The 14813-nt window shown below is 74.0% G+C and carries 4 protein-coding genes; 2 read left to right on the top strand and 2 right to left on the bottom strand.

Features of this window, described 5'->3' with window-relative positions; all coding sequences use genetic code 11:
* Positions 1-91: 91 nt before the first annotated feature.
* Together OHS82_RS00355 and OHS82_RS00350 are read right to left on the bottom strand one after the other, a co-directional pair.
* Positions 92-289, bottom strand: coding sequence for a ferredoxin (locus tag OHS82_RS00355; RefSeq protein ID WP_057581875.1), 198 nt, complete (start codon positions 287-289; stop codon positions 92-94).
* A 5-nt stretch (positions 290-294) separates the two neighbouring features.
* A complete protein-coding gene (locus OHS82_RS00350) occupies positions 295-1392 on the bottom strand; it encodes a cytochrome P450 (RefSeq protein ID WP_443042396.1) in 1098 nt (365 codons plus the stop codon).
* A 381-nt stretch (positions 1393-1773) separates the two neighbouring features.
* On the opposite strand from OHS82_RS00350, the gene OHS82_RS00345 reads away from it, so the two are divergent.
* Both OHS82_RS00345 and OHS82_RS00340 read left to right on the top strand, forming a co-directional pair.
* Positions 1774-13890 (top strand): SDR family NAD(P)-dependent oxidoreductase, encoded by a 12117-nt coding sequence (locus OHS82_RS00345; RefSeq protein ID WP_443061825.1) that lies wholly within the window; start codon positions 1774-1776, stop codon positions 13888-13890.
* A 90-nt stretch (positions 13891-13980) separates the two neighbouring features.
* Positions 13981-14808, top strand: coding sequence for a hypothetical protein (locus OHS82_RS00340; protein WP_057581822.1), 828 nt, complete (start codon positions 13981-13983; stop codon positions 14806-14808).
* Positions 14809-14813 lie beyond the last annotated feature (5 nt).

The following is a 14813-nucleotide window of genomic DNA, read 5'->3' as shown; positions in this document are numbered from 1 at the left end:
CGGGACGCGTGGACGCGGGTCACGGGATGCGGGTCACGGGATGCGGATGCGGGACAAGGGGATGCGGGGGACCGGTGCCGGTCAGGGGCCGTCAGGCCTCCTGCACCTCGATGGCGAGCGAGGGGCAGCTGCGGGCCGCCTTACGGGCCTCGGCGTGCAGGCCGGGCTCCGGTTCCGCGTCGAGGAGGACGACGACGCCGTCCTCGTCGCGCTGGTCGAAGACGTCCGGGGCGGTCATGGCGCAGATGCCCGAGGAACAGCACTCTTCTTCGTTGACCGTGATCAGCAGACGGCTCACCACGTCACCTCCAGACGATGAATTCCGAATACCGTCGCATCCTTGAAGGGAATTTCTTCAGGAGGCGACACCAGACGCAGTTTCGGTATGCGCCGGAAAAGCGTGTCGTAGACGATTTCGAGTTCCGCGCGCGCCAGATTCTGGCCGAGGCACGCATGGACGCCGAAACCGAAGGCGACATGACCCGACGTGTTCCGCCCGATGTCCAGCTCGCCGGGATCGGGGAAGACCTGCCCGTCGTGGTTGGCGGCGGCGGCGGAGGCGATGAAGCCCTCGCCGGCGCGGACCGTGACACCGCCGACCTCGATGTCCTCCAGGGCCACCCGGGCGGTCGGGTAGTCGACGATGCTGAAGTAGCGCAGGATCTCCTCGACGGCGCCCGGGGTCAGCGACGGGTCCTCGGTGATCCGGGCGAGCTTCGCCGGCTCGCGCAACAGCGCCGCCACGCCCAGCGAGATCATGTTCGCGGTGGTCTCGTGACCGGCGACGAGCAGCAGCACCGCGAACCCCGTGATCAGCTCGCGGTCGTAGACGCCCGCCTCCCGGTACTTCACGACGAGCCGGCTGACGAGCGCGTCGTCCGGTTCGGTCTCCTTGCTGACGACGAGCTCGCCGAGGAACTCCCGCAGGGCGCCGAACGCGTGCTGCCGGTCGGCCGGGGTGCTGGCCCGGTCGAGCAGGACCTCGGTGTACTTCTGGAAGACGCTCCGGGTGTCGTAGGGCACGCCCAGCAGTTCGCAGATGGCGAGCGAGGGCACCGGCAGCGACAGCTCCTGGACCAGGTCGACGGGCCGGCCGGCGCCGCGCTCCAGGATGCCGGTCACGCACTCGTCGACGATCTCCTGGATACGGGGACGGAGCCTGCGGATCCGGTTCGCCGTGAACTCGCTGGTGACCATGCGGCGGTGCAGCGCGTGATCCGGGGCGTCCATCGAGAGCAGAAAACCCTTCTGCGCGAAGACGCCGATGTCGGCGACCGTCGCGGGAAAGGACGGGTGCGCACGGTTCGAGGACGTCGCCGGGTGGCTCAGCAGGGCCCGCACGTCCTCATGACGCGTCGCCAGCCAGGCCGTCCTGCCGTTCTGCAGAACCACTTCGGACACCGGCTCGGCGGGCCGCAGTCGCGCGTATTCGGCCGGAGGGCTGAACGGGCAGGTGCGAGGAAAAGGAAAAGAAGGCGTTTCGGAGGTATCGGCATCGGGCATGTCGTCGACCTCTCGCTCGAGGTTATGCATTCGCACGGTGCGGCGGAATACGCGCCGGGAGCGTAAGAGTCACGCCTTAACTCCTGCTAAAAGGAGTCCGGCTTTAGGTCGCATTAAGAGCAGGCCAAGCCCCGGCATGAAGTGTTGCGGACCGAACGGGTGGGCGCATGGAGGTCGGGCCGCCGCCCGCCGCACCTGGCCTGGGTAGTCCGAGGGGGATGGCTCTGCATGCCGACGACGGAAGACAAGCTCCGCGAATACCTCAAGCGTGTGACCACGGACCTGCAGCAGACGCGGCGAAAGCTGGCGGATGTGGAGGACCGGGCGCACGAGCCGTTGGCGGTCGTGGGGATGGCCTGTCGTTTTCCGGGCGGGGTGGTCTCGCCGGAGGGTCTGTGGGATGTGGTCGCGGGGGGCGTCGACGCGGTCGGGGAGTTCCCGGCGGGCCGGGGCTGGGACGTGGAGGACCTGTACGACCCGGACCCCGACGCGGTGGGGAAGTCGACGACGCGTCAGGGCGGGTTCCTCTACGACGCGGCGGGGTTCGACGCGGAGTTCTTCGGGATCAGTCCGCGTGAGGCGCTCGCGATGGATCCGCAGCAGCGGCTGCTGCTGGAGACGGCGTGGGAGGCGTTCGAGCGGGCCGGGATCGTGCCGCAGACGTTGCGCGGCAGCGACACCGGCGTCTTCGTCGGCGCCATCCCCCAGGACTACGCCCCCGAGGTCGGCCAGGTCCCCGGCGACGTCGAGGGCTACATCGGCTCCGGCGTCCTGACCAGCGTCGCATCCGGCCGGATCGCCTACACCCTGGGCCTGGAAGGCCCCGCCGTCTCCGTGGACACCGCCTGCTCCGCCTCCCTCGTCGCCCTGCACATGGCGGCCCAGTCCCTGCGCAGGGGCGAGACCTCGCTGGCGCTCGCGGGCGGGGTGACGCTCATGGCCGCGCCGCGCATCTTCGTGGAGTTCAGCCGGCAGCGCGGGCTGTCGGCCGACGGCCGGTGCAAGGCCTTCGCGGACGGCGCGGACGGCACCGGATTCTCCGAAGGCGTCGGCTGGCTGGTGCTGGAGCGGCTGTCCGAGGCGCGGCGCAACGGGCATCCGGTGTGGGCCGTGATCCGGGGCAGCGCGATCAACCAGGACGGCGCGTCCAACGGACTGACCGCGCCGAACGGGCCGTCCCAGCAGCGGGTGATCCGCCAGGCCCTGGCCGACGCCCGCGTCGCCGCCTCCGACGTGGACGCGGTCGAGGCGCACGGCACCGGCACCAAGCTCGGCGACCCCATCGAGGCCCAGGCCCTCCTCGCCACCTACGGCCAGGCCCACGACAGCGAACAACCCCTGTGGCTGGGCTCGCTGAAGTCGAACATCGGCCACACCCAGGCCGCCGCCGGCGTCGGCAGCGTCATCAAGATGGTCATGGCGATGCGCCACGGAATACTGCCCCAGACCCTGCACGTCGACGCGCCCACCTCCCACGTCGACTGGAACGAGGGCGCGGTCGCCCTCCTCACCGAGCAGCGCCCCTGGCCCCTGACCGGCCGGCCGCGCCGGGCCGCGGTCTCCTCGTTCGGGATCTCCGGCACCAACGCCCACGTCATCCTCGAACAAGCCCCCACCGACACCGACACCCCCACCGCCGACGCTGATGCCCTCAGCCCCGCCGACACCCCCGCCGGGACGGCCCTCGTGCCGTGGGCGCTGTCCGCGAAGACGCCTGCCGCGCTGCGTGAGCAGGCCGCACGGCTGGCAGAGTTCGCCGAGCGACGGGACACGCTCGACGTCGGCGGGGTCGGCCGGGCGCTGCTCTCGTCGCGGACGGTGTTCGAGCACCGGGCCGTGGCATGGGGAAGCGACCGTGCCGAACTCGTGGCCGCTCTGCGGGAGCTGGCCGCCGGCCACAAGCCCGAAGCCGCGCTGACCGGCTCGGCGCCCGAGAGCCCCCGCCTGGCGGTGATGTTCTCCGGGCAGGGCAGCCAGCGTGCCGGGATGGGCAGGGAGTTGTATGCGGCGTTCCCGGTGTTCGCGCAGGCCTTCGACGCGGCGTGCGTGCATCTGGACGCAGAGCTGGGGCGGTCCCTGAAGGACGTCGTGTTCGCGGAGGAGGGCAGCGCCGAGGCGGCGTTGTTGGAGGAAACCCAGTTCACGCAGGCGGCCCTGTTCGCGGTGGAGTCGGCGTTGTTCGCTCTGGTGTCGTCGTGGGGGGTGCGCCCGGATGCGGTGATCGGGCATTCGGTGGGCGAGGTTGCGGCGGCGTATGCGGCGGGGGTGTTCTCGCTGGCGGACGCGTGCCGGCTGGTGGCGGTGCGGGGCCGGCTGATGCAGGCCGCCCGGGCGGGCGGTGCGATGATCGCCGTCGCCGCGCCCGCGGAGCAGGTGGCGCCGGTGGTGGCGTCGTTCGGGGGGCGGCTGGCGCTGGCGGCGGTCAACGGGCCTTCGGCGGTCGTCGTCTCCGGCGACGCGGACGCGGCCGGGGAGCTCGCGGAGCGTTTCCGGCAGGAGGGGGTGCGCGTCAAGCGTCTGGCGGTCTCGCACGCCTTCCATTCCCCGCACATGGACACCGCGGTCGCCCGGTTCGAGGAGGCCGTCGCCGGGATCGTGTTCCGTGAGCCGCGGCTCGCGGTGATCTCCAACGTCAGCGGCGCCCCAGCGGTGGAGGGCGAGCTGACGGATCCGGGGTATTGGGCGGGGCACATCCGGGCGGCGGTCCGTTTCCACGACGGCGTCCAGGCCCTGCACGCGCGCGGGATCACCGCCTACCTCGAACTCGGCCCCGACCCCGTCCTGACCGCCCTGGTGAAGAACACCCTCGACACCGACACCGGCACGACCGGGGTCGCCGTCCTGCACAGGGACAAGGACGAGGCCCGCACCGCCCTGCGGGCGCTGGCCGCCCTGCACGCCCACGGCATCGGCGCCGACCTCACCCCCCTCCTGCCCGCAGAGACCAACGGGTCCGGCGAACCCACCGCCGGGACCGACGGGCCCACCAGGCCGGCCGCCTCCGCCGTGACCGCCGTGGCCGCGGACCTGCCCACCTACGCCTTCCAGCACGAGGACTTCTGGCTGCACGCCGTCCCGCGAACGGACGTGACGAGCGCCGGCCTGAACCGCGCCGATCACCCCCTGCTCGGCGCCGCCGTCGAACTCGCCGACACCGGGCACCTCGTCCTCACCGGCCGCCTCACCCCCCACGACCAGCCCTGGCTCGCCGACCACACCATCGCCGGCACCACCCTCCTGCCCGGCACCGCCTACCTCGACCTCGCCCTGCACACCGCCCACCGCGCGGGCTGCGCGGGCGTCGAGGACCTCACGATCGAAGCCCCTCTGCGCATCGCCGAGCACGCGGTGCACATCCAGGTCGTCGCGGGCCCCGCGGACGAGCGAGGACGCCGCCCCTTCACGGTGCAGTCCCGTCCGGAGGCGGGTGAGGGCGTAGAGGACACCGACCCCGCTCCCTGGACCCGCCACGCCACCGGCACCCTCACCCCCACACCCGCACCCGCACCCGCACCCGCGCCCGCTGTCTGGCCCCCCGCCCACGCCACCCCCGTCGACCTCACCGGCCTCTACCCCCGCCTCACCGCCCAGGGCTACGCCTACGGACCCGCCTTCCAAGGCCTCACCCACCTCTGGCACCACGCAGACGACTACTACGCCCGCATCACCCTCCCCCCGCACACCACCCCCCACGACCACCCCCTCCACCCCGCACTCCTCGACGCCACCCTCCACGCCCTCCTCGCCACCGCCCCCCACACCGACACACACACCGACACCAGCACCGACACCAGCACAGACACCGACGCCGACGCCGGGATCCGCATCCCCTTCGCCTGGAACGACATCACCCTCCACGCCACCCACCCCACCACCCTCCACGCCCACCTCACCCGAACCACCCCCGACACCCTCCGCATCACCGCCACCGACCCCACCGGACAACCCGTCCTGACCGTCGGGGAGTTGACGCTCAGGCCGGTGTCGGCGCAGCAGCTGCAGGCGGCGGTGTCCGGTGGCGAGCCGAACGTGCTGCACCGGCTCGACTGGATCGCCGTCGGAGACGACGCCGACGCCGATGCCGGGGGACAGGCGACCGCGGGGCGCGACGCGGCGGCGGACACCGCCCGGCGATGGGCCGTGCTCGACGGCACGGACGGCCTGGACGCCCTCCTGGACAGCGACGGCGGCGTCCCCGACACCGTCTTCCTGCCGTGTCCGTCGACCTCCGACCCGTCGATCCCCGACCCGTCGATCCCCGACCCGTCGACGGCCGGGACGGCAGCCGTCGATCCGGCCCGGGCCGCGCACCTGACGACCGCGCACGTGCTGCGCGCAGTTCAGCGATGGTCGGCCGACGACCGTTTCGCCGCATCGCGGCTGGTCGTCGTCACGCGCGACGCCGTGGCGGCCGGTTTCGGAGAGGGCGTCCACGACCTGCCGGCCGCCGCCGTCTGGGGCCTGGTGCGCGCCGCGCAGAGCGAGTACCCGGGCTGCTTCGTCCTGCTCGACCTCGACCTCGACCGCGACGCGGACCTCTCCTCGTACCTGGACGACGCCCGCGGCGTCCTGCGCACCGCCCTGGACTCGGGCGAGCCGCAGATGGCCGTCCGACAGGGCGCCGTGTACGCGAACCGGCTGGTCAAGGACACCGTCGACGACCTTCTCGCGCCGCCGCGCGCGGCGCCGGCCTGGCGGCTGGGCAGCACCGGCAAGGGCACCCTGGAAAACGTCGCGCTGACCCCCGCACCGCAGGCCGTCGAGCCGCTCGCCGCGGGCCGGGTGCGGGTCGCCGTGCGGGCGGTGGGCATGAACTTCCGTGACGTGCTGATCGCGCTCGGCAGCTACCCGGGCGAGGCCCCGATGGGCAGCGAGGGCGCGGGCGTGGTCGTCGAGGTGGGGCCCGGGGTGACCTCGGTCGCCGTCGGCGACCGCGTCATGGGCCTGTTCTCCGACGGCGCCGGGCCGCTCGCCGCCACCGACCACCGCACCCTGGTCCGCATCCCCGAGGGATGGTCCTTCACCGAGGCCGCCGCGACACCGATCGTCTTCCTCACGGCGTACTACGCTCTGGTGGATCTGGCGGGGCTGCGGCGCGGTGAGCGGCTGCTGGTGCATTCGGCGGCCGGCGGTGTGGGCATGGCCGCCCTGCAGATAGCCCGGCACCTGGGCGCCGAGGTGTACGGCACCGCCGGCCTGGGCAAGTGGGACGCGCTGCGCGGCCTGGGCCTGGACGACGCCCACCTCGCCGACTCCCGCACCACCGGCTTCGAGCAGGGCTTCCTCGCCGCCACCGGCGGCCACGGCGTGGACGTCGTCCTGGACTGCCTCGCCAAGGAGTTCGTCGACGCCTCCCTGCGCCTGCTGCCCCGCGGCGGCCGCTTCCTGGAGATGGGCAAGGCGGACGTGCGGGACCCCGAGCAGGTCGCCGCCACGCATCCGGGCGTGGCCTACCGGGCGTTCGACCTGATGGAGGCGGGTGCGGACCGGATCCAGGCGATGCTGGTGGAGCTGGCCGCGCTGTTCGGCAGCGGTGTGCTGCGGCCCCTGCCGGTGGCGGCCTGGGACATCCGCGACGCCCGCGCGGCCCTGCGTCACCTGAGCCAGGCGCGGCACATCGGCAAGGTCGCCCTCACCGTGCCGCGTGCGCTGGACGTCGAGGGCACCGTCCTGATCACCGGAGCCACCGGCGCCCTCGGCGGCCTGCTGGCCCGCCACCTCGTCACCCACCACCGCATCCGCCACCTGAACCTCACCAGCCGCACCGGAGGCGACGCACCCGGCGCCGCCCAGCTCACCGACGACCTCACCCGGCTCGGCGCCACCGTCACCCTCACCGCCTGCGACCTCGGCGACCCCGCCGCACTCGCCCGCCTCCTCGACACCGTCGACCCCCGCCACCCCCTCACCGCCGTCGTCCACACCGCCGGCCTCCTCGACGACGGCACCGTCGACACCCTCACCCCCCACCGCCTCGACACCGTCCTGGCGCCCAAAGCCGACGCCGCCTGGCACCTGCACCGCCTCACCCGCCACCACGACCTCACCGCCTTCGTCCTCTACTCCTCCGCCGCCGGCCTCCTCGGCAACCCCGGACAGGCCAACTACGCCGCCGCCAACACCTTCCTCGACGCCCTCGCCCACCACCGCCACACCCAGGGCCTGCCCGCCACCTCCCTCGCCTGGGGACTGTGGGACCAGGCAGGCGGCATGGGCTCCGCGTTGAGCGCAGCGGAACGGGACAGGCTCGCGGAGACCGGCACCTGCGCGTTCACCGCAGAGCAGGGCCTCGCCGCCTTCGACGCCGCCCTCGGCCACGCCCGGCCGATGCTCGCCGTCCTGCCGATGAACCCCGCCGCGCTGCGGGCGCGCGCCGGACGCGGAACGCTGGCGCCGATCCTGAGCGGCCTGGTCCGCACCCCGGTACGCCGCCGCGCCGCGGCGGGCGCCGCCGGCGGTCCGGGCGCGGCCACGCTCGCCGACCGCCTGGCGGCCCTGCCCGGCGCCGAACAGGAGCAGCTGCTGCTCGACCTCGTCACCGACGAGGTGGCGGCGGTGCTCGGCAGGTCGGGCGGGGACCTCGAAGCCGGCCGCACCTTCAAGACGCTCGGATTCGACTCGCTGTCCGCCGTCGAACTGCGCAACCGGCTCGGCGCGGCGACCGGCCGCCGGCTCTCGCCGACCCTCGTCTTCGACCACCCCACCCCCGCCGCTCTCGCCACGCATCTGCGCGACGCCCTGCTCGGCAACCGCCCCGCCGCCCCGGTGCGCACCACACGGCAGGCCCCGGCCCCAGCCGACGACGACGCCATCGCCATCGTCTCGACGGCCTGCCGTTTCCCGGGCGGCGTGGCCTCGCCCGAGGACCTCTGGCGGCTCCTGCAGGACGGCGTCGACACCATCGGCGACTTCCCGGCCGACCGGGGCTGGGACCTCGACGCCCTCTACGACCCCGACCCGGAGTCGACCGGCACCTCGTACACCCGCCAGGGCGGCTTCCTGCGCGACCCGGCCGGCTTCGACGCGGAGTTCTTCGCGATCAGCCCGCGCGAGGCCCTCGCCATGGACCCCCAGCAGCGCCTGCTGCTGGAGACGTCGTGGGAGGCGCTGGAGCGGGCCGGGATCGACCCGGGCACGCTCCGCGGCAGCGACACCGGTGTCTTCGCCGGCGTCATCACCGGCGACTACGTCACCCGTCTCGGCCGGCTCCCCGAGGAGCTGGAGGGATACGTCTCCACCGGCACGACGACCAGCGTCGCCTCCGGACGCATCGCCTACACCCTGGGCCTGGAAGGCCCCGCGCTCACCGTCGACACGGCCTGCTCGTCGTCGCTGGTCGCGCTGCACCTGGCGGCGCAGGCGCTGCGCAACGGCGAGTGCGCACTGGCCCTGGCCGGCGGCGCGACCGTCATGGCCGGGCCGGTGAACTTCGTCGAGTTCAGCCGCCAGCGCGCCCTGTCCGCCGACGGCCGCTGCAAGGCGTTCTCACAGGACGCGGACGGCACCGGCTGGGGCGAGGGCGTCGGCCTGGTGCTCCTGGAGCGGCTGTCCGACGCCCGCCGCAACGGCCACCCCGTCCTGGCCGTCATCCGCGGCAGCGCCGTCAACCAGGACGGCGCCAGCAACGGCCTGACCGCCCCCAACGGGCCCTCGCAGGAACGCGTGATCCGCCAGGCGCTGGCGAACGCGGGTCTGACCGCCGCCGACGTGGACGCCGTCGACGCGCACGGCACGGGCACCAGGCTCGGCGACCCCATCGAGGCACAGGCCCTGCTGGCCACCTACGGGCAGGAGCACACCCCCGAACAGCCGCTGTGGCTGGGCTCGCTGAAGTCGAACATCGGCCACACCCTGGCCGCCGCCGGCGTCGCCGCCGTCATCAAGATGGTGCTGGCGATGGGGCACGAGACGCTGCCGCGCACCCTCCACGTCGGGCGCCCGACCGAACACGTCGACTGGGACGGCGGAGCCGTCGAGCTGCTGACCGAGGAACGGCCCTGGCCCAGCACGGGCCGCCCGCGCCGCGCGGCCGTCTCCTCCTTCGGGTTCTCCGGCACGAACGCGCACCTGATCCTGGAACAGGCGCCCGGGCAGGGGACGCCCGAGGCGACGGACGCGACAGGACCCGCGTCCGCGGCCGAGTCCGCTGCCGCCGAGGATGCGGCCGCTGCGCAGGCGGCTGCGGCTGTGGTGCCGTGGGTGCTGTCGGCCAAGACCCCCGCCGCGCTGCGTGAACAGGCCGCCCGCCTCGCCGGGTTCACCGCCGATCGCCCCGACGTGGACATCGCCGCGATCGGCTCGTCGCTGATCACCACCCGTGCCGCGTTCGCGCACCGCGCCGTGGTGGTCGCGAGCGAGCGCGAGGAACTCGCGAGCGCACTGTGCGGCCTCGCCGCAGGCGACGTCCCCGCCCCGGCCGTCACCGGTGAAGCCGCCTCGGGTCGGACGGTGTTCGTGTTTCCGGGGCAGGGGTCGCAGTGGTTGGGGATGGCGGCGGGGTTGTATGCGCAGGCGCCGGTGTTCCGGGCCCGGTTGGAGGAGTGTGCGCGGGCGTTGTCCGAGTTCGTGGAGTGGGATCTGCTTCAGGTGCTGCTGGGGGAGGGCGACGGCGCTCTGTTGGAGCGGGTGGATGTGGTGCAGCCGGCGTTGTGGGCGGTGATGGTGTCGCTGGCTGAGTTGTGGCGTTCGTTCGGGGTGGCGCCGGATGCGGTGGTGGGGCATTCGCAGGGGGAGATCGCGGCGGCGGTGGTGGCGGGTGCGTTGTCGCTGGGGGACGGTGCGCGGGTGGTGGCGTTGCGCAGTCGGGCGATCGTGGCGTTGGCGGGGCGTGGGGGGATGGTGTCGGTGGCGTTGCCGGTGGAGCGGGTGCGTGCGGTGGTGGGGCGGTGGCCGGGTCGGGTGTCGGTGGCGGTGGTGAACGGTCCGTCGTCGACGGTGGTGTCGGGTTCGTGTGAGGTGTTGGAGGAGTTGGCGGGGTTGTGGGAGGGGGAGGGGGTGCGGTGGCGTCGGGTGCCGGTGGATTATGCCTCGCATTCGCCTCATGTGGAGGTGTTGGAGGAGGAGTTGGCGCGGGTGTTGGAGCCGGTGGCGCCGCGGGTTCCGGTGGTGCCGTTGTATTCGACGGTGTCGGGTGAGGTGGTGGCGGACGCGTCGTTGGACGGGGGGTATTGGTATCGGAATCTGCGGGGGACGGTGGAGTTCGAGGGTGCGGCGCGGCGGTTGCTGGCGGACGGGTTCACGGCGTTCGTGGAGTGCAGTGCGCATCCGGTGCTGACGGTGGGGCTGGGGGAGACGTTCGACGCGCTGGGTGCGGATGTGGCGGTGGCGGTGGGGTCGTTGCGGCGTGACGAGGGCGGGATGGAGCGCTTCGCCCGTTCGTTGGGGCAGGCGTGGGCGCACGGCGTTCCCGTCGACTGGACGCCCCTCCTCCCGGCCGCGACGACCGGAGTGCCGCCGGTCGGCCTGCCCACCTACGCCTTCCAACGCACCCGCTACTGGCTCGAGTCCGCCGCCCAGGCCGGCGACGTCTCCGCCGCGGGCCTCACCGCCGCCGCACACCCCCTGCTCGGCGCGGTGATGGAACTCGCCGGCGCCGACGGCACGGTGTTCACCGGACGGCTGTCCCTGGCCGACCACCCCTGGCTCGCCGACCACACCGTCGCCGGGACCGTGCTCCTGCCCGGCGCCGCGTTCGTCGACCTCGCCCTGCACGCCGCGCACACCGTCGCCGCGGCCCGCGCCGACGACCTCGTACTGCACGCCCCGCTCGCCCTCCCGCCCGACGGCGCCGTGCTCCTGCAGGCGACCGTCGGGCCGGCCGACGCCGACGGACACCGCGAACTCACCGTCCACACACGACCCGAGCCGGCCGGCGCCGAGCCCCCCGCGGACCGCGACACGCCATGGACGCTGCACGCGACCGCCACACTCACCGCCGCCACACTCACCGCCGGCACCTCCGCCGTCGACGTCCTCGCCGCCTGGCCGCCGCCGGGCGCCACACCCGTCGACCTCACAGCCGTCTACGACCGGCTCGCCGCCCACGGCTACCTGTACGGGCCCGCCTTCCAGGGACTGACCGCTCTCTGGCAGGACGGCGAACGGCTCTGCGCGGACGTCGAGCTGGCGCCCGGAACCGACCCCGCGGGGCACACCCTGCACCCGGCGCTCCTCGACGCCGCCCTGCACCCCCTGATCGTCGCCGCGCTCGACACCGCCCCCGACGGCGGCCTCGCCCTGCGCATCCCCTACTCCTGGGACGGCGTGTCCCTACCGCCCCCCACCGCCACCGCCGCCGCCGCTACGCGGCTGCGGGTCGCGCTGACGCCCACCGGCGAGGACACCGTGCGTCTCGTCCTGGCCGCCGCCGACGGAACCCCGCTGGGCGCCGTCGACACCCTCACCGTCCGCGAGATCGACCCGGCCAGGATCGCAGCGCTGCGCACCGACCGGCTCCCGCTGCACACCCTGACCTGGAACGAGTTCCAACTCCCTTCCCCCGACGGCGAATTCCCCCTCACCACCGTCTGGGTCGGCGACGACCCGGAAGGCCTCGCCGCCGCCCTGGGGCTGTGCGACGAGCCCTACCCCGACATCGCGGCGCTCAGCGCATCGGTGGCCGCGGGACGGCCCGCTCCGCGCACCGTCCTGACGAGCCCGCACGGCGTGAGCGACCCGACCCGGGCAGCCGCCGAGACCTACCGGACCCTCACCCTCGTCCAGGATCTGCTGGCCGACGAACTCCTCGCGGACAGCGCCCTGGCCGTCCTCGCGCACGGCGCGGAACCCGCGCCCGGCCGCGACCCGCACCCGGCGGACCTCGCCGCGGCGCCGCTGTGGGGGCTGCTGCGGGCCGCCGGCTCCGAGCACCCCGGGCGCACGGCCGTCCTCGACACCGACGACGACACCGCCTCGCTGCGAGCCCTGCCCGCCGCCCTCGCCGCCGGCGAGCCCGAGCTGCTCCTGCGGCGGGGCACCGCACACGTGCCGCGGCTGCACGCCCGCCCCGCCGGGCCGCGCACACGGGCCGCCGGCCTCGACCCGGACGGCACCGTCCTGATCACCGGCGGCACCGGCGCCCTCGGCGCGCTGGTCGCCCGGCACCTGGTCACCCACCACGGCGTCCGGCGCCTGCTGCTCACCGGCCGCCGCGGCCCCGACGCCCCCGGCGCCGCCGACCTCACCGCCGAACTCACCGGCCTGGGAGCCACGGTCACCGTCACCGCCTGCGACACCAGCGACCGCGACGCCCTCGCCCGGCTGGTCGACGGCGTGCCCGCCCGACACCCGCTGACCGCCGTCGTGCACGCCGCGGGCGTCCTCGACGACGGCATCATCACCTCCCTCGACCGCGAGCGCTTCGACACGGTGTGGCGCCCCAAGGCCGACGGCGCCTGGTACCTGCACGAGCTGACCGCACACCAGGACCTGGCCGCGTTCGTCCTGTTCTCCTCCCTCGCCGGACAGGCGGGCAACGCGGGACAGGCCAACTACGCCGCCGCCAACACCTTCCTCGACGCCCTCGCCCACCACCGCCACGCCCAGGGCCTGCCCGCCACCTCCCTCGCCTGGGGCCTGTGGGGCGACAGCCAGGAGAGGGCGGGCGCCGGCCTCGCCACCCGCCTCGACGCGGCGGCCCTGGCCCGCGCCGCCCACGGCGGCCTGCTGCCGCTGTCCGCCGCCGACGGGCTCGCGCTCCTCGACGCCGCGCTCGCCACCGACGAACCCCTGCTGGTCGCCGCCCGCTTCGACCCGGCGGCGCTGCACGCCCGCGCCGCCGACGGCACCCTCGCCCACCGGCTGCGCGGCCTGGCGCCGCACACCGCACGCCGCGCCGCCCCACCCGCGGCCGACGCCACGGAACTGGCCCGGCGCCTCGCCGGCCTGGAACGGCCCCAGCAGGAGAAGGCCGTCCTCGACCTGATCCGCACCACCGTCGCCGCCGTCCTGGGACACGACGACGCCTCCCGCGTCGACGACGACCTCGCCTTCAAGACCGCGGGATTCGACTCCCTCACCGGAGGCGAACTACGCAAACGGCTCTGCGCGCTCACCGGCCTCGCGCTGCCCGTCACCCTCGCCTTCGACCACCCCACCCCCAACGCCCTCGCCCGGCATCTGCTCCGCAAGCTCGAACCGGCCGCCGCGCAGCCGCCCGTGCTCGCCGAACTCGACCGCCTCGAGGCCGCCCTGGCGAGCCCCGCCGACGACGAGGACCTGCGCCGCGCCGTCGCCGACCGGATGGCGAACCTGCTCGCCCTGTGGTCGGCGCCGGCCCGCGACGGCGGCCCTGACGACACCGCCGAAGGCGCCGGCCGCATCGAGTCCGCCTCCGCCGCCGACCTCTTCGAACTGATCGACCAGGAGTTCGGCGGGCTGTCGCGCTGACCGCGGGCCGCCCCACCCCGACCCCTCCGGCACCGGCAGGAACCGAAGACACCGGCAGGAACCGAACACACCGACAGAACGGAAGATCCCATGAACACGCTCACCACATGGAAGCAGCTCAGCAGCGGCGCCGCCGACGAGGTCGTCCTCGCCGTCGACTTCGACGCCACCGGCCGCGGCGAGGCCCGCTTCAGCGACTTCGTGCCGCTGCTCGAGCCGGGCCACACCGTGTGGGAGACGCTGCCGCAGGCCGTCGCCTCCCGCCCCGACCTGCCCGCCGACGCCTACATCAAGCAGTGGGTCGACGAGGTCGCCACCAGCGGCAAACACGTCAGGGCGATCCTCGCGTTCTGCGCGGGCGGCACCTACGCCGCCGCCCTGGCCGAGGAGATCGAGCGGCTCCAGGGCCACTTCCCGCAAACCGTCCTCTTCGACCCGGAGCGGGCCGCCGCCGCACCCATGTACTGGCAGTTCCACAAGGCCGTCGGCCAGATGGAGTCGACCCTCGGCGCGGCCGAGGTCGGCCCCGTCCAGGACGCCGCCCAGCGCGCCCAGGAGGAGTGCACCAGCCTCACCGACCTGGCCCGCCGGCTGCTGCTCCTCTACCACGGCATCGCCCAGAAGGCCTGCGCCAAGCTCGGCCTGGACGAGCGGCGCCGCGCCGAGATGGTCGAGACGGCCGGCGGCTTCCTCAGCTACCTGTCCACCGCCGAGCAGATCGACCCGACCGCCGTCTGGAAGAAGTGCACCGCCATCACCTCCGCCACACCCACCAGCGGCCTCAACGGCTTCCGCATGCTCAACCCCGACCACGGCGACGACCTCGTGGCCGAGGAGATCTTCTTCACGGTGCCGCACGTGGAGATCCTCTCGACGCCCGAGATCGCCCGGACGGTCTCCCGGCTCCTCGCCGCCTGACCCCC

This window comes from Streptomyces sp. NBC_00425 (assembly GCF_036030735.1).
Lineage (GTDB): Bacteria > Actinomycetota > Actinomycetes > Streptomycetales > Streptomycetaceae > Streptomyces.
Note: the sequence above shows the minus strand (reverse complement) of the source record. Positions and strands in the feature narration are given on the sequence as shown.

Bases quoted from the DNA above. Each gene is read 5' to 3' on its own strand.
- OHS82_RS00340 (WP_057581822.1), top strand. From the start codon at position 13,981: ATGAACACGCTCACCACATGGAAGCAGCTCAGCAGCGGCGCCGCCGAC.